The 15,444-nt window shown below is 65.7% G+C and carries 14 protein-coding genes; 13 read left to right on the forward strand and 1 reads right to left on the reverse strand.

Going from position 1 to position 15,444, the window contains the following annotated elements; genetic code table 11:
- The first annotated feature begins 127 nt into the window (after positions 1–127).
- The 12 genes from WS78_RS03205 to WS78_RS03260 all read left to right on the forward strand — a co-directional run bounded on the left by WS78_RS03205 (position 128) and on the right by WS78_RS03260 (position 12,874).
- Positions 128–1,195 (forward strand): sugar transferase, encoded by a 1,068-nt coding sequence (locus WS78_RS03205; protein WP_059583481.1) that lies wholly within the window; start codon positions 128–130, stop codon positions 1,193–1,195.
- Positions 1,196–1,259: 64 nt separating this feature from the next.
- Complete coding sequence (locus WS78_RS03210) at positions 1,260–2,453, forward strand: polysaccharide biosynthesis/export family protein (RefSeq protein WP_059583482.1); 1,194 nt, start codon at positions 1,260–1,262, stop codon at positions 2,451–2,453.
- Positions 2,450–2,884: a low molecular weight protein-tyrosine-phosphatase gene (locus WS78_RS03215; RefSeq protein ID WP_059583484.1), complete on the forward strand. Its 435-nt coding sequence runs from the start codon at positions 2,450–2,452 to the stop codon at positions 2,882–2,884. Before WS78_RS03210 ends, WS78_RS03215 begins: the two co-directional genes overlap by 4 nt.
- Positions 2,885–2,929: 45 nt before the next feature.
- Positions 2,930–5,170 carry a polysaccharide biosynthesis tyrosine autokinase gene (locus tag WS78_RS03220; protein ID WP_059583486.1) on the forward strand — a complete coding sequence of 747 codons (2,241 nt, stop codon included), beginning with the start codon at positions 2,930–2,932 and terminating at the stop codon, positions 5,168–5,170.
- A 90-nt stretch (positions 5,171–5,260) separates the two neighbouring features.
- The gene (locus WS78_RS03225; RefSeq protein ID WP_059583665.1) at positions 5,261–6,493 is read left to right on the forward strand and encodes a lipopolysaccharide biosynthesis protein; all 1,233 of its coding nucleotides are present in this window, start codon (positions 5,261–5,263) and stop codon (positions 6,491–6,493) included.
- A gap of 32 nt (positions 6,494–6,525) precedes the next feature.
- Positions 6,526–7,722: a capsular polysaccharide export protein, LipB/KpsS family gene (locus tag WS78_RS03230; RefSeq protein ID WP_059583488.1), complete on the forward strand. Its 1,197-nt coding sequence runs from the start codon at positions 6,526–6,528 to the stop codon at positions 7,720–7,722.
- Position 7,723: 1 nt separating this feature from the next.
- Positions 7,724–8,254 carry a serine O-acetyltransferase gene (locus tag WS78_RS03235; RefSeq protein ID WP_038753368.1) on the forward strand — a complete coding sequence of 177 codons (531 nt, stop codon included), beginning with the start codon at positions 7,724–7,726 and terminating at the stop codon, positions 8,252–8,254.
- Entirely contained in the window at positions 8,251–9,195 is a 945-nt protein-coding gene (locus WS78_RS03240; RefSeq protein ID WP_059583490.1) for a glycosyltransferase, read from the forward strand. The genes WS78_RS03235 and WS78_RS03240 overlap by 4 nt, the downstream gene beginning before the upstream one ends.
- Positions 9,192–10,355: a glycosyltransferase gene (locus WS78_RS03245; protein ID WP_059583492.1), complete on the forward strand. Its 1,164-nt coding sequence runs from the start codon at positions 9,192–9,194 to the stop codon at positions 10,353–10,355. The genes WS78_RS03240 and WS78_RS03245 overlap by 4 nt, the downstream gene beginning before the upstream one ends.
- A gap of 85 nt (positions 10,356–10,440) precedes the next feature.
- On the forward strand, positions 10,441–11,283 hold the full coding sequence (kdsA, locus tag WS78_RS03250) for a 3-deoxy-8-phosphooctulonate synthase (RefSeq protein WP_038753371.1): 843 nt from the start codon (positions 10,441–10,443) through the stop codon (positions 11,281–11,283).
- Positions 11,280–11,831, forward strand: a complete 552-nt coding sequence (locus tag WS78_RS03255; RefSeq protein ID WP_038753372.1) for a KdsC family phosphatase — start codon at positions 11,280–11,282, stop codon at positions 11,829–11,831. Before kdsA ends, WS78_RS03255 begins: the two co-directional genes overlap by 4 nt.
- Positions 11,832–11,938: 107 nt before the next feature.
- On the forward strand, positions 11,939–12,874 hold the full coding sequence (locus tag WS78_RS03260) for a KpsF/GutQ family sugar-phosphate isomerase (protein ID WP_038753373.1): 936 nt from the start codon (positions 11,939–11,941) through the stop codon (positions 12,872–12,874).
- A 247-nt stretch (positions 12,875–13,121) separates the two neighbouring features.
- On the opposite strand, the gene galU is transcribed toward WS78_RS03260, so the two are convergent.
- Positions 13,122–14,006 carry a UTP--glucose-1-phosphate uridylyltransferase GalU gene (galU, locus tag WS78_RS03265; protein ID WP_059583494.1) on the reverse strand — a complete coding sequence of 295 codons (885 nt, stop codon included), beginning with the start codon at positions 14,004–14,006 and terminating at the stop codon, positions 13,122–13,124.
- 751 nt (positions 14,007–14,757) lie between these two features.
- Here galU and WS78_RS03275 point away from each other — a divergent pair.
- Complete coding sequence (locus WS78_RS03275) at positions 14,758–14,991, forward strand: flagellar transcriptional regulator FlhD (RefSeq protein ID WP_059583497.1); 234 nt, start codon at positions 14,758–14,760, stop codon at positions 14,989–14,991.
- Positions 14,992–15,444: the final 453 nt, after the last annotated feature.

Consider the following 15,444-nt stretch of genomic DNA (forward strand, 5'->3'; position numbering starts at 1 on the left):
GAACGCCGAATGTTTGTCGATTCGGATGTCGATGCATCGATGAAAGGTGCACGACACGCCGGGCATGGTGGCTAGAAATATAGAAGTACGAAGTAAATTTTTGATGAAACGCAATCGAGGTTCACATATGCCAGCGATATTTCCCAGAGTCGTCGACATCGCGGTGATCGTGGTCGGCGCGTTCCTTCCGATCCTGATCGAGGCGTCCGGCAGCCCGAACGCGCAGTTCTTCGACGGATCGCTGGTGGCGTTCGCCGCTGCGCTGTCGCTGTCGGTTTTTCCCGCATGTGGGATCTACGAGTCGTCCCGGCGGCGCTCGCCCGTGCATCTGATCAGCCGCACCGCGCTCGCATGGCTCGTCGTGCAGGGCGGCACCGTCGCGCTGCTGTACGCGCTGCGCCGCGCGCAAATTCTCTCGAGCGAGTGGTTCGCGTACTGGACGGTCACGAGCGGCATAGGGCTGTTGATTTTTCGTGCGGTCACGCTCGCTATCTTCGGCCTTGTCGAGCGCGCGAGCCGTCAGGTGAAGGCCGCGACGCTCGATCAGGTGGGCCACGTCGCGCATCGCATGCGCACGTCGGGCATCGCGAAGCGGATCGTCAAGCGCGCGTTCGACGTGGCCGCCGCGTCGTGCTTGATCGCGGTGTTATCGCCGGTGCTCGCCGTGATCGCTTTTCTCGTCATGCGCGACGGCGGCCCGGCCGTATTCGGGCACATGCGCATCGGGCGGGACGGCCGCCGCTTCAAGTGCCTGAAATTCCGCTCGATGGTGATGAACGCCGACGCCGTGCTGAAGTCGCTGCTCGAACGCGATCCGCACGCGCGCGCGGAATGGGCGCGCGAATTCAAGTTGAAGAACGACGTGCGAATCACGCCGATCGGCCGCTTCCTGCGTCGAAGCAGCCTCGACGAACTGCCGCAGCTGCTGAACGTCGTGAAGGGCGAGATGAGCCTCGTCGGGCCGCGGCCGATCGTCGAGGCGGAGCTTGCGCGCTACGGCGAGGACGTTCGCTACTACCTCGCCGCGAAGCCCGGCATGACCGGACTGTGGCAGGTGAGCGGCCGCAACGATACCGATTACGCGACACGCGTTTCGCTCGACGTGTCGTATGTGAAGGAATGGTCGCTTCGACGCGATCTGTACATCCTGTTGAAAACGGTCAACGTGGTCCTACGCGGATCGGGCGCGTATTGAGCGCGCGCTTCGCGGCGATCGGCGGCCGGAGAGGGCCGGAACTAGAAAGTGAGTCGAGGTGTAGATGGGTAGTCTGGGGGAAGCAGGCGGCGTCGCGCCGCCGACACGCACGTACGGCGCACGCGTGCGTTTGTTGACGATGTGGGTGCCGCTATGCGTGGTGCTCGCCGGATGCGGCGTCGCGCCGGGCATGCGGATGAAGCAGCCGGCGAACGTGCCGGTATCGAGCGCTGACGCAAGCGCGTCGACTGAGGCCGGCCGCGAGCCGCGCGGCGAGCAACTGCCGGTTCCGATCACGAACATCGATCTGAATCTGATCCGCACGCTGCGCGCCGCGCAGCGCGGCGCGCGCGGCGCGTCCGATCTCGCGACGCCGGTGTCCGGCTACACGATAGGGCGCGGCGACGTGCTGCAGATCACGGTCTGGGATCATCCCGAGCTCGCGGCGGCGCTCGGCGCGCAGCAGCAGACGGCCGCGCGCACGGCCGATGCGCCGGCAGGCTTCGTCGTCGATCAAGACGGCACGCTGCAGTTTCCGTTCGTCGGACGCATCGCCGTCGCCGGGCTCAAGCCCGAGCAGGTGCAGGCGCGGCTCGCACGCAAGCTCGCGGAGACGTTTCGCGATCCGCAGGTGACGGTGCGCATCGCGTCGTTCCGCGCGAAGCAGGTCTATATCGAAGGCGAAGTGCATACGCCAGGCTCGCAGCCGCTCAACGACATTCCGATGACGCTGCACGACGCGGTGAGCCGCGCGGGCGGTTTCTCGACGAGCGCGGACCAGAGCCGCGTGATGCTCGTGCGCAACGGCGTCGAGCAACGGATCGATCTGTCGGGCGCCGGGCAGGGGATCAATCCTTCGCGGGTCGTCCTCAAGGACGGCGATCTGCTGCGCATTCCGCCGCGCGACGAGAGCGGCGTGTTCGTGATGGGCGAGGTCAACAAGCCGGTCACCGCGCTGCCGATGCGCAACGGCCGCTTGATGCTGAGCGACGCGCTATCGCAGGCAGGCAGCCTGAACGCGACGACGGCCGATGCGGCGCAGCTGTATGTGATTCGCGGCTCGCTCGACGCGAAGCCGCAGATCTACCGGCTCGACGCGAGCTCGCCTGTCGCGATGGTGCTCGCGAACCAGTTCGAGCTCGAGCCGAAGGACATCGTCTATGTCGACGGCAACGGGCTCGTGCGGTTCAGCCGCGTGCTCAGCCTGTTGCTGCCGGCCGTCAACGCCGGCCTGACCGCGGCGGTCGTGACCAAATGATCGAATCGATTCTCGTCGTCTGCGAAGGCAACCTCTGCCGCAGCCCGATGGCGGCCGCGTTCTTCGCGGCCGCGCTGCCGGGGCGCGCGGTGACGTCGGCGGGCTTCGACGCGCTCGTCGGGCTGCCCGCCGCGCCGTTCGCGCAGGACGTGATGCGTGAGCGCGGCATCGATCTCTCCGCGCATCGCGCGCAGCAGCTCGGCCGCGCGCAGTGCGCTTCGGCGGACCTGATTCTCGTGATGGACCGCACGCAGCGGCGGCACGTCGAGGACCGGTATCCGCTCGCGCGCGGCAAGGTGTTTCGCATCGGCGAGCATGAGAACTTCGACGTTCACGATCCCTATCGCCAACCGCGCTTCGTGTTCGAGCGGTCCGCGCGGCTCATCGAGCTCGGCGTGAACGGCTGGCTGTCGCGGCTGCGGCTCGTGTGAACGATCGCGCGCACGCGCGGAACCGAATCCCCAAGATCTCGATACATGAATTCCAACCAATCCGGCACACAAGCGCTTCCCGAGAGCGACGGCGAAACCGACTTCATCGCCATTCTCGACATCCTGATCGAAAGCCGCTGGCTGATCGCGGCGATCGCGACCGGCTGCTTTGCGATCGGCGTCGCGTATGCGGTGCTCAGCAAGCCCGTCTATCAGGCGGACATCCTGATTCAGGTCGAGGACAGCCCGGACACGTCCGCCGCGAAGAGCCTGCTCGGCGATGTTTCGTCGCTCTTCGACGTGAAATCGTCCGCGGCGGCGGAGACGCAGATTCTCGCGTCGCGGCTTGTCGTGTCGCGCGCGGTCGACCAATTGAAGCTCTTCGTCGATGCGAAGCCGAAGCGCTTTCCGTTGATCGGCAATTGGCTCGCGCGCCGCAATGAGGGGCTGTCGAATCCGGGCTTCGCCGGCTTCGGCGGCTATGCGTGGGGCCAGGAGCGCATCGACGTCGCGACGTTCGATGTGCCGCGTTCGCTCGAAGGCGACAAGTTCGAGCTGACGATGCTCGATGCGCGCCGCTATCGGCTCGCGGGCGGCGATCTCGAACGCGGCGCCGAAGGCGTGGTCGGCAGGCTCGAACGCTTTGCGGCGAAGGGCGGGGCGATCGCGCTGCGTGTCGATGCGGCCGCCGCGAAGCCGGGTGCGACGTTCGTGCTCGTGCGCCGCTCGCGTTTGCGCACGATCGAGGATCTGCAGGACAACCTCGACGTGCAGGAGCGCGTCAAGCAATCGGACGTGGTCGTCGCGAGCCTGCGCGACACCGATCCGGAGCTCGTCAGCAGCGCGCTCAACGAAATCGGGCGGCAATACGTCGCGCAGAACATCCAGCGCAAATCGGCGGAGGCCGCGCAATCGCTCGAGTTTCTCAACGCCCAGCTGCCGACGCTCAAGCGGCACCTGACCGATTCCGAAGCACGCCTGACGAAATTGCGAGACGAGCACGGAACCGTCGATTTGACCGAAGAGGCGAAGCTCGTGCTCGCGCAATCGGCCGATGCGAAGACACGCCTGCTCGAGCTGCAGCAGAAGCGGCAGGAGCTGCTGTCGCGCTTCACGCCGAAGCATCCGAGCGTCGTCGCGATCGATCGGCAGATCGCCGCGCTCGACGGCTATCGCGGCGCGGCCGAGCAGCAAATCAAGCGGCTGCCGGATCTGCAGCAGCAGATCGTGCGACTGATGCTCGACGTGAAGGTCGACACCGATCTCTACACGGCGTTGCTGAACAACATGCAGCAGTTGCAGCTCGTGCGAGCGGGGAAGGTCGGCAACGTGCGGCTCGTCGATACGGCAGCGGTGCCGGAAGTGCCCGTCAAGCCGAAGAAGGCGCTTGTCGCGATCGCGTCGCTGCTGATCGGCGTGCTCGCCGGCTGCGGGACCGCGGTCGGCCGCTCGATGCTGTTTCATGGCATTTCCGATCCGAACGAGATCGAGCGCCGTCTGGGCATGAACGTCTATGCGACCGTGCCGCGCAGCGAGCAGCAGCGGGCGCTGACCGAGCGCGCGAAGCGCAAGGAGCGCGCGATGTCGCTGCTGTCCGTCGTGCATCCGGACGAGCCGGCCGTCGAGAGCCTGCGCAGTCTGCGCACGGCGCTGCAGTTCGCGATGCTCGAAGCGAAGAACAACGTCGTCGTGATCGCGGGCCCCGCGCCGGGCGTCGGCAAGTCGTTCGTGTCGGCGAATCTCGCCGCGGTGCTGACGATGGCCGGCAAGCGCGTGCTGCTGATCGACGGCGACATCCGCAAGGGGCATCTGAACGACTATCTCGGCCTCGCGCGCGGCAAGGGATTCTCCGAACTGATCGCGGGCGCGGTGCAGCCGGACGACGTGCTGCATCGCGACGTGATCGCCGGGCTCGACTTCATCTCGACGGGCGCGATGCCGAAGAACCCGGCGGAACTGTTGCTCAACCCGCGCGTGCCCGAGTTGATCGATGCGTTCTCGACGCGCTACGACGTCATCGTGATCGATTCGCCGCCGGTGCTCGCGGTGGCCGATACGGGCATCCTCGCCGCGACGGCGGGCACTGCGTTTCTCGTCGCGCTCGCCGGCTCGACGAAGCTCGGCGAGATTGCCGAATCCGCGAAGCGCCTCGCGCAGAACGGCGTGCGGCTGAGCGGCATCGTGTTCAACGGGATCAATCCGCGGCTCGGCCAGTACGGGTACGGATCGAAGTACGGCGGCTATCGCTACGTTGCGTACGAATACGGAGCGAAGCGCGATGCGTGACGTTCATGTGTACGCGAGCGGAAGCGACGGTGATCGTCGGTTCTGCGCGGCGTGCGCGCGGCGCGCGCATTCGACTGCCGGAGCGCGGCGATGATCCGTGCTCGCGATTCGATCGTGTCGCTGTGCGGCGTCGTCGCCGGGCAGATCGCGCTTTTCGGCTGCATCTCGCTGATCGGGCGCTTCCAGGGCCCGGAGGCGCTCGGCCATTTCAACTATTTGCTCGCGCTTGCGACGTTCGCCGGCACGCTGCTCGCGTGCCGCTACGAGCTCGCTTGCGTGAGCGACAGTGCGGCGGAGTCGTTCAACGCGCTCGTGAACGTGATGGCGCTCGGCACGGCGATCGTTGCGCTCGGCGGTGCGGCGATTTTCGTGACGGGCCGTGCGGAGCTGGTCGCCGTCGCCGCGTATGGCTTTGCCGTATTCATTCAATTGGCCGCGGGCGGCTATCTGAACAGCCTGAGGCGCTATGGCTGGATCGCGGCGAGCCGCATCGCCGTGAACGGTTCGTTTCTCGCTTGCATGCTCGCCGCGACGGTCGTGCCGACGCTCGGAAGAGTCGACGCGTTCGGCACATATACGGCGGTCACGGTATTCGTCGCACTGTCGATGCTGCTCGCGGTTGCCTGTCACGGCAAGCGGCGCGGCTATTCGTTCGAAGTGACGCGTGCATTCTTCGTCGAGCATAGCCGCTTCGCGAAGTACATCCTGCCGTCGACGCTTTGCGGCTCGGTGTTGACCTATGCGCTCGCGATCGTGATTCCACACTGGTTCGATGCGCAGAGCGCGGGCTATTTCGCGGCCGCGTATCGGCTCGGTTTCTTTCCGGTATCGCTGGTTGCGCAGAGCCTCGGCGGCGTGTTTCGGCGCGACGCGATGGCCGCGATGGCGCGTGATGACGCACGAGCGATGGTGCCGAAGGTATTCGGCGCGTATGCGCGCTCGCTCGCGCTGCTCGCGGCGGGCTATGCAGCAGGCGGCGCGCTGTTGTTCGGCCCGCTCGTCGGGCTCTTCTTCGGCGCGCGCTGGAGCGGCGCGATCGCGTTCTTCCAATGCATGATCCCGCTCTTCGCATTCCAGATGATCTATGTGCCGCTGTCGCAGATCTTTCTCGCGGCGCGCGCGCAGCGCATCGATTTCCTGTTTCAGCTCGGCTCAGGCGTCGTGCTCGCCGGTGCGTTGTGTACGGCGAAGCTCGCGGATCTGTCGGTGCTCGCGAGCGTGCGCCTGTTTTCCTTTTCCGGCGCCGTGCTGATGATCGCCGGCATCGCGCTGACGTTTGGCGTGATGAAAGGCAGCGTGTCTCGTCGGCGTGCCGACGCATGACGTTTCCTCCAATTCTTCATTGAGCGCAGATCATGATTGTCGTCGTCATCGATTCCATGGAGCGTTATTACTTTGCCGCGCGGCTCGTGAAGGCGGTCAGAAAGGAGTTCGGCTTTCTGTTCGCGACGAGCGAGCCGGTCGCGCACCTGATGGCGCTGAGCGCGGGCATCCGGTCGGTTTATCTGCGGCGCGGCGCGCCGATGCCGGCGGCGTCCGACGCGGCGGCCGCGATTCGTTCCGACGCGTCGATCGAAGTGCTGAACGGGCAAATGACGCCCGGGCTCGCGCGTGCCGACGCGGCGGCGATCTATGCCGCGATGTCCAACGTGTTTCGTCGCCGTCTGATTTCGCAGTGCCTGATGTGGAACGGGCAGCAGCTCGTGTGCCGCGCGGTCGCGCATGCGTGCGCGGCGCACGGCGTTCCGACGAAGTTCGTCGAGATCTCGAACCTGCCGGACAAGCTGTTCGTCGATCGGCTCGGCGTCAACGCGCTGTCGTCGATCAGCCGCAGTCCGGCCGTCATCGACGGCTTGCCGATGCCGACCGAGGACGAGCATCGCCGCTGGCTCGCGCGCTACGAGCGATACAAGGCGAGGCCGCTGCCGCAAGCGCGCACGTCGTGGCGGCGCAAGGCGGTGTCGGCCGTCAACTATGCGTTGAAGACCGCCACGCAAGGCGTGGCGCGCAAGCGCTTCGATACGGTGCGCGCGACCAACGGCGCGCTCGCGCCGGCCGAGGCGAAAGCGCTGACGGCGAAGGAGCTGTCGGCGGTGCGCTACGTGTTCCTGCCGCTGCAGGTGTCCGGCGATACGCAGATCAAGCTGCATTCGGACGTCGACAATCTGAAGGCGATCCAGCTTGCGTTCGAGCACGCGGCGAACGAAAGCGCGGACCTGATCGTCAAGCTGCATCCGGCGGAGTGCGATACGGCCGTGATCGACGAAGTCGTGCGGATGCAGCGCGTCTATCGCTTCGACATCGTCACGTCGCCGACGACCGATCTGATCAGGCACGCGTATTCGGTCGTCACGATCAATTCGACGGTCGGGCTCGAGGCACTCCTGTACGGCAAGCCGGTCATGTCGCTCGGCCGGTGCTTCTACAAGGAATTCGATCGCGCGCGGCTGCTCAAGTACATCCATTCGTTCCTGATCGACGGCATCGATTACTTCGGCACGGGCGAAATCGCGCCGCGCGCGGCGAGGAACGTATTTTCGATGAAGCACTGACATGCGCACGACGCTGAAACAGACGATCGTCGCGATCGCCGAGGATTGCCGCCGCAATGCGTTCTTCAAGACGCGCTGCGTCGTCGTGTTCTTCCGGATCGCGAACTATCTCGCGTGCCGCAGCAAGCTGACGCTTGCGCTCGGCGCGCCGGCGATCGCGCTCTACATCGTCGTCTGCGACTGGATCATGGGCATCGAGATTCCGGTCAAGACGAAGATCGGCAAGGGCCTCACGCTGTATCACGGCACGGGGCTCGTCATCAACGGCTATTGCGAGATCGGCGAGCGTTGCGTGCTGCGGCACGGCGTGACGATCGGCAACACACTGCAGCCGGACGGCACCTACAGCGGCGTGCCGTTCATCGGCGACGACGTCGAATTCGGCGCGCACAGCATCGCGCTCGGCGAGATTCGGATCGGCAACCGCGCGCGCATCGGCGCAGGCGCCGTGCTGCTGCGGGACGTGCCGGACGGCGGCGTCGCGGTGGGCGTGCCGGCGCGCGTGCTCGAGAAGGAGAAGAGCGCAGCATGAAGGTATTCATCCTCCATCCGGGGAAAGCGAACTACCCGGAAATCGCCGCGTACCGGGATTTTCTCGGCCAGCGCGGCTTCGACGTCCACGATGGCGACGCGAGCGCCTACGCGCGGTTCGGCGACCGAAGCAACTGCATCCTGTGGTGCATCATGGGCTTCTACCGGTCGCTGCCGCCCGCTCGATTCGTGATTCACGATTACCGATCGCTGTCGGTCGGCCGGCTCGCGGCAGTCAAGGACGCGCTCAAGCGCGCGTTGAATGCGAAGCCGGATCTGCGGATCTTTCAGAACGAGCGGATGCGCGGCGCAATGGCGTTTCGCGACGAAATACCGTCGCTGCTGCTGCCGATGGGCGTGCCGGACTGGATCTTCGGGATCGCGAACGAACCGGCGGGCGAGGGCCCGGCGGGCCGGTTCTGCTATATCGGCGAGATGAGCCGCGAGCGCGGCTTCCACAGGGTGCTGGCCGCGTATCGCGACGCGCCGCGCACGGCGCGCGACACGCTCGTGCTCGTCGGCGAGCCGGAGCGGGAGATTCACGAAACGTTCGGGCACATCGCCGGCATCCAGTTCGTCGGACGTGTGCCGCAGCGCGATGCGCTCAAGATCGTGCAGCGCTCCGAGTATGCGGTTTGCTATTTCCCGTATCACCGGCCGCACTGTTTCCAGACGCCGACGAAGCTGCTCGAATACGCGGCGCTCGGCAAGAAGATCGTCTGCAACGACGCGCCGTCGAACGTCGATGCGACGCGGACGCTCGGCATCCGTTCGCACGTCACCGGCGCATCGATATTCGACGAGCTGCTGCCGCTCGCGCGACTGCGCGTGCCGCGCAACGAGCCCGCATGGATGAAGTGGCTCGGATGGACGGCCATGATTTCGCAATCGGGCGTCACCGAGCATCTCGATGCGATCGCTTCGATGCGGAGCGTGCGATGACGATCGACACCGCACGGCCGCGGCGGGTTGCGACGCCGCCGGAGAAGGGCGCAACGAACAACGGCCGCACGCGGATGAAGATCGTGCAGATCCTCGAATCGAGCGCGACGGGCACGTTGTCGATGGTGTGCCTGATCGCGAATCGCCTCGCGCGCGAGGGGCACGACGTGCACGTCGTCTATTCGATCCGGCCCGATACGCCCGCGAATCTTCAAACGCTGTTCGACGCAACGGTCAAGCTGCGCCACATCCAGATGAAGGGCGTGCCGCCGCTGCCGGTGTTGCTGGAACTGCGGCGCACGCTGATCGGCATCAGGCCGGACGTCGTGCACCTGCATTCGTCGTTTGCGGGATTCCTCGGAAGAATCGCGTCGCTGTTCGCGTTGCCGGATGCGGCGTTCTTCTATAGCCCGCACTGCATCTCGTTCATGCGCCGCGACATTTCCGCGCTCAAGCGATCGGCGTTCGTCGCGCTCGAGCGAATCGCGTGCGTGAAGCGATGCCTGTACATCGCTTGCTCCGACAGTGAACGCGACGCGGTCCGCGCGCATTTGCGGCAGCCGGTTGTCGTGGTCGAGAACGCAGTCGGCGCGATGCCGTCGCCTGCGGCAGCCGATTCGGCCGGCGTGTGCGGTTCGACGTTGCGGGTCGTGACGGTCGGCGGCATTCGTGCGCAGAAGAATCCGCGGCTGTTCGCCGAGATCGCACGCCGCCTGCGCGGCTCGCGCCTGCGCTTCGCCTGGATCGGCGACGGCGACGCGGCACTCAAGGCGGAACTGCGCGACGCAGGCGTCGAAGTCGCCGGCTGGCTCGGTCGCGCGGAAGTCGTCGCACGATTGCGCTGTGTCGACGTATATTTGTCGACGTCGTCGTGGGAAGGCATGCCCGTGTCGGTCATCGAGGCGATGCTGCTCGGCCTGCCTGTCGTCGCGTCCGCATGCGCGGGAAATGTCGACGTCATACGGCACCTGCAAACTGGCGCGATATTTCGCGACGCCGGCGATGCGGTCGAACTGCTCGCATCGATTGACCGCGATCCGGCGCTGCGCGCGCGCCTCGCGGCGGCCGCGCGGCAGGAAGCGCGCGAGCGCTTCGGCGAAGAACGTTTTTTCCGGCAGCTTGCGCCGGTGTACGCGTCGCGGCTCGTGCGCGCGTCTTGAGGATTCGCCGCCCCTCATGCGGGCCCGCCGCGCGGAATCGGAGCGCAGCGCACGGCACGGGGCGGTCCATTGGGAGAGTTGATCTATGAACGTAGCAATCAGCCCCGGCGTGACAGCCGGCAACGACCTGCCCTTCGTGCTGTTCGGCGGGCTCAACGTGCTCGAGAGTCTCGATTTCACGCTCGACGTGTGCAGCGAATACGTCGCGGTGACGCGCAAGCTCGGCATTCCGTTCGTGTTCAAGGCGTCGTTCGACAAGGCGAACCGCTCGTCGATTCATTCGTATCGCGGCGTCGGGCTAGACGAGGGCCTGAAGATCTTCGCGGAGGTGAAGGCGCGCTTCGGCGTGCCGGTGATCACCGACATTCATGAGATCGAGCAGGCCGCGCCGGTCGCCGAGGTCGCGGACGTGCTGCAGGTGCCCGCGTTCCTCGCGCGCCAGACTGATCTCGTCGTCGCGATCGCGAAGACGGGCAAGCCGGTGAACGTGAAGAAGCCGCAGTTCATGAGCCCGACGCAGTTGAAGCACGTGGCCTCGAAATGCCGCGAGGCCGGCAACGATCAGGTGATTCTGTGCGAGCGCGGCAGTTCGTTCGGCTACGACAATCTCGTCGTCGACATGCTCGGCTTCAGGCAGATGGCCGAGACGACGGGTTGCCCGGTGATCTTCGATGTCACGCACAGCCTTCAATGCCGCGATCCGCTCGGCGACGCGTCGGGCGGGCGGCGGCGGCAAGTGGTCGATCTCGCGCGCGCGGGCATGGCGGTGGGCATCGCCGGGCTCTTTCTCGAAGCGCATCCCGATCCGGATCACGCGCGCTGCGACGGGCCGAGCGCGCTGCCGTTGCATTTGCTCGAAGGCTTCCTGTCGCAAGTGAAGGCGATCGACGATCTCGTCAAGCGCATGCCCGCGCTCGAGATCCGATGAGCGCGCCCGCGTATCGCGGCGCGATCCGGCTCGTGCTGTTCGACGCCGACGGCGTGCTGACCGACGGCCGGCTGCACGTGACGGGCGACGGCGAGTTCATGAAGAGCTTTCATGCGAAGGACGGCATCGCCGTCGCGCTTCTGCGTGCGCACGGCATTCGCAGCGGCATCCTGTCGGGCCGTCACAGCGCGCCGCTCGCATGGCGCGCGCAACAGCTCGGCTTCGACGTGTTCGTATCGGGATGCGACGACAAGCGCGCCGGCTACGCGCGCATCAAATCGGAGCGGTCGCTCGCCGATGATTCGATCGCGTATGTCGGCGACGACGTGAACGATTTGCCCGTGATCGATTCGGTGGGTGTTTCGTACGCACCCGCCGACGCGCACGCGCTCGTCAAGCGGCGCGTCGACCACGTCGTGTCGCGCGCGGGCGGCGACGGCGTCGCGCGCGAAGTGGCGGAACATGTGCTGGTGCGTTCCGGGTTGTCGCTCGACGAAGCGTATCGCCCGCTGCTCGATCAATGGATGCGGCATCACGTCGTCCAATGATCCCGGCACGCGTGACATTGCCGTGTGATCGGACTGCACGCGGCTCGCGCGCGAGCCGCGCATGACGAGAACCAACAACATTTTTCATCGCCTTTCACGGCTCTTCGATGAACCATCACAACTATCTTGATTCCGCGCGGCAAGTCTTCGACATCGAATCGCGCGCGCTCGCAGGCCTTTCCGAGCGCGTCGACGAAGCGTTTGGCGACGCGGTGGAAGCGATCCTGCATTCGAGCGGCCGCGTGGTCGTCTGCGGCATGGGCAAATCCGGGATCATCGGGCGAAAGATCGCGGCGACGCTCGCGAGCACCGGCACGCCGAGCTTCTTCATGCATCCCGGCGAGGCGTATCACGGCGATCTCGGCATGGTGACGTCGGCCGACACGTTTCTCGCGATCTCGTATTCGGGCGAGACCGACGAAGTGATCAAGCTGATTCCGTTCTTGAAAAGCAACCGCAACTATCTCGTCGCGATGACGGGCAATGCGCGATCGACGCTCGCGAAAGCGGCGCACAGCCATCTCGACGTCGGCGTCGAGCAGGAGGCGTGTCCGCTTCAGCTCGCGCCGACGTCGTCGACCACCGCGGCGCTCGCGATGGGCGACGCGCTCGCCGTCACGCTGATGAGGGCGCGCGGCTTTCGGCCCGAGAACTTCGCGCGCTTCCATCCGGGCGGCTCGCTTGGGCGACGCCTGCTGTCGAAGGTCGATGACGAAATGGCGGCCGGCGATCTGCCGTTCGTCGACGAAGACGAACAGGCGATCGACGTGCTGCAAGCGATGACGAGAGGCCGGCTTGGGCTCGCGATCGTGCGGCGCGAATCGGGCTTTGGAATCATCACCGACGGAGACGTGAGGCGTGCGATCGAAACGCATGGCGACGCGTTGTTCCGCCGCGTCGCGTCGGATCTGATGTCGATCGATCCGGCAATGGTGCCGCTCGGCACGCGCGTCGAGGATGCGTTGCTGATGATGGAGGCGCGACGCATCAACGCGCTGCTCGTATTCGACGATGAGGGCGTCGTCGGCGTGTTCAAGAAGTAGAAGCGTTTGCGGGGAAAGCCGGATATTTCGAGATCCGTACGAAATTCCCGCCGCGCCTCGGATGTTCGGTGACGTCGGCATCGATGGCGGAGTCGGCCGCGAAGTCGGCTCGTCCATCGTGCCGTGAATCGCCCGTCGAGCGTCACGGCGTGTCGGGCGCGCATTGCGTGCCGTGCCGGCCGCGAGCGGCCCCTGCCGCGTGTCGTCACGCTCGCATGTGCCGCTCGCGCATGGTGTACGCGACGCGTTACGCCACGTCGAGCTCCGGAAAGCGCTCGCTCAGATACTGCTCGAAGCCGATTGCGACTTCCGGGTGGCGCAGCGCAAACTCGACCGTCGCCTTCAGATAGCCGATCTTGCTGCCGCAATCGAAGCGCGTGCCGTCGTAGCGATGCGCGAGCACCTGCTCGTCCTTCAGCAGCGACTGTAGCGCGTCGGTCAATTGCAGTTCTCCGCCCGCGCCCGGCTCGAGCGCGCGCAGATGGTCGAAGATGCGCGGCGTCAGCACGTAGCGGCCGACGACGCCGAAGTTCGATGGTGCCTCCGCGGGTTCCGGCTTCTCGACGATGCCGGCCAGCTTGAAGAGATTGTCCTCCCAGCGCTTGCCGTCGATCACGCCGTACGATTTCGAATCGTGCGGTGCGATCTCTTCCACGCCGACGACCGACGTGTGATAGTGATTGAACACGTCGATCATCTGCCGCAGCACGGGCGGGCGGCCGTCGAGCAGGTCATCCGCGAGCACGACGGCGAACGGGCTGTCGCCGACGAGCTTCTCCGCGCACAGCACCGCATGGCCGAGGCCGAGCGCTTCGGCCTGGCGCACGTAGAAGCAGTCGACGTGACGAGGCTTGATGCCGCGCACGAGCGACAGCAGTTTCTCCTTGCCGCGCGCTTCGAGCTCCGCCTCGATCTCGTACGACTTGTCGAAGTGATCTTCGATCGCGCGCTTGCTACGCCCCGTCACGAAGATCATTTCGGTGATGCCGGCGGCGATCGCTTCCTCGACCGCATACTGGATCAGGGGTTTGTCGACGACCGGCAACATTTCCTTCGGACTCGCTTTCGTCGCGGGCAGAAAGCGGGTGCCGAGGCCGGCAACGGGAAATACGGCTTTTGTGACTTTCAGCATCGGGCGTCGAACCTTCCTTCGAAGACGTTGAACGTTTGCGCGCGAGCCGGCGATGCGTTCTCGAAGCGAACGACATCGGCGATGCGGGCGCAGTAATGCGATGGTAGGGCCGTTTGAATTGTTTGGTTGCGCTAAATATAGGTCTAATCGGACAGACTTCTGACGATGTCGATTCGATCAAGCACGGTGGCGGCGGCAGCGGCTTGCGAATAGACGCGCCGCGAATGACGACGGAGTTTGCGATGCGGATGCGAGATGACGCCGGGCGCGATCACGGGCGCGAGCGCGTCGCGTCGCGTCGCGTCGGATTCGACGCGGGAGAAAAAATGCCCGCCTGCAACGGCGCGTGCAGGCAGGCCAATTCCGAGTGATCGGAAGGTTCGCCGCCCGGGGGGAGCGGCTGACCGGGGGCGAGTATGAAGGCGGACGGGCGAACGCGCCTATCGTTCTGTCCGATTGTGCGTAGCAAATGGCCGATGGGGACTGCAAGTCGATTGCGATGCGCGTGTCGACGCGCGGCGGGAACCGCGCGGACGACGTCTTCGTGCGGCGCTCGCGGCGTTCGGCTGCAAGCCGACTGCGTCGCGCACACGTGCGCGCGGATCGTCATTTGGCGGAACGCGGCCGGATTTTGTCGGACGGGCGCGGCGCGCATCCATTAGCCTTTGCTTGCGGACGCGCATCGGGCAGGTGAAGCGCGTCGGCGAGAACGTTCGCGGATGCGCGCGTTCTTCATCGAAACGGGGCGGTCATGGAAGACGAGAGAGACGCGTTCGACGAGATCGCGGAATTCAACCAGCGGTATCTTAGGCTCGCGCGGCGCTTGTTGTGCGAGGACGCCGGCCGCGCTCGGACGACGCTTGGCATCTCGAACGAACTGGCGACTCGTCTCGTCGCGATGACGCCCGCTCAACTCGAACGGCTCGCTTACGGCGCAGAGCTCGTTTGTCAATTTCGCCTCGACGCGATGCCCGGGCGGGCATGAGGCGATTCACGGCGGAAAGGGCACGCTGAGCCCGCGCTGGGGCGTCGTTGAGCGTCTTCACGGTTCGTCCGCCGCGTAGGCGCGCTCGTGCCGGATGGCAAGACGTCTATTGCGCTTGGCGTGCGTTGACAGTGGGCTCCGCTGAACCGTTGCGATCGCTGGGCGACTTTGTGCCGGCTGCGGACGAAGCCATTGCAGCCACCTCGATATTTTCGCTAAGCGCCCCCGGCTTTCGCGATGCGCATGACCACGCGCTCGAACGACGCAGATCACGCTGCCCGGCAACTCGCGACGTCGTTGCCCGATGTGCCGCGCACACCTGAGGCGACGAGCGATCCGCGTCGCGAATCCCATCATCGCGGACCGGCTGCATGCCGCCACGGGCCTTCGGCCAAACTCCGTTCTTCGGCAGAGGGGGCGGCCACGCGCACGCATCCCAATCGTCTTCTCATG

Origin of the sequence: Burkholderia savannae, from assembly GCF_001524445.2 — a bacterium.
Taxonomy (GTDB): Bacteria; Pseudomonadota; Gammaproteobacteria; order Burkholderiales; family Burkholderiaceae; genus Burkholderia; species Burkholderia savannae.

Excerpts from the sequence above, each read along its gene's own strand:
- WS78_RS03205 (WP_059583481.1), top strand. The coding sequence starts at position 128 with ATGCCAGCGATATTTCCCAGAGTCGTCGACATCGCGGTGATCGTGGTC.
- WS78_RS03210 (WP_059583482.1), top strand. The coding sequence starts at position 1,260 with ATGGGTAGTCTGGGGGAAGCAGGCGGCGTCGCGCCGCCGACACGCACG.
- WS78_RS03215 (WP_059583484.1), top strand. The coding sequence starts at position 2,450 with ATGATCGAATCGATTCTCGTCGTCTGCGAAGGCAACCTCTGCCGCAGC.
- WS78_RS03220 (WP_059583486.1), top strand. The coding sequence starts at position 2,930 with ATGAATTCCAACCAATCCGGCACACAAGCGCTTCCCGAGAGCGACGGC.
- WS78_RS03225 (WP_059583665.1), top strand. The coding sequence starts at position 5,261 with ATGATCCGTGCTCGCGATTCGATCGTGTCGCTGTGCGGCGTCGTCGCC.
- WS78_RS03230 (WP_059583488.1), top strand. The coding sequence starts at position 6,526 with ATGATTGTCGTCGTCATCGATTCCATGGAGCGTTATTACTTTGCCGCG.
- WS78_RS03235 (WP_038753368.1), top strand. The coding sequence starts at position 7,724 with ATGCGCACGACGCTGAAACAGACGATCGTCGCGATCGCCGAGGATTGC.
- WS78_RS03240 (WP_059583490.1), top strand. The coding sequence starts at position 8,251 with ATGAAGGTATTCATCCTCCATCCGGGGAAAGCGAACTACCCGGAAATC.
- WS78_RS03245 (WP_059583492.1), top strand. The coding sequence starts at position 9,192 with ATGACGATCGACACCGCACGGCCGCGGCGGGTTGCGACGCCGCCGGAG.
- kdsA (WP_038753371.1), top strand. The coding sequence starts at position 10,441 with ATGAACGTAGCAATCAGCCCCGGCGTGACAGCCGGCAACGACCTGCCC.
- WS78_RS03255 (WP_038753372.1), top strand. The coding sequence starts at position 11,280 with ATGAGCGCGCCCGCGTATCGCGGCGCGATCCGGCTCGTGCTGTTCGAC.
- WS78_RS03260 (WP_038753373.1), top strand. The coding sequence starts at position 11,939 with ATGAACCATCACAACTATCTTGATTCCGCGCGGCAAGTCTTCGACATC.
- galU (WP_059583494.1), bottom strand. The coding sequence starts at position 14,006 with ATGCTGAAAGTCACAAAAGCCGTATTTCCCGTTGCCGGCCTCGGCACC.
- WS78_RS03275 (WP_059583497.1), top strand. The coding sequence starts at position 14,758 with ATGGAAGACGAGAGAGACGCGTTCGACGAGATCGCGGAATTCAACCAG.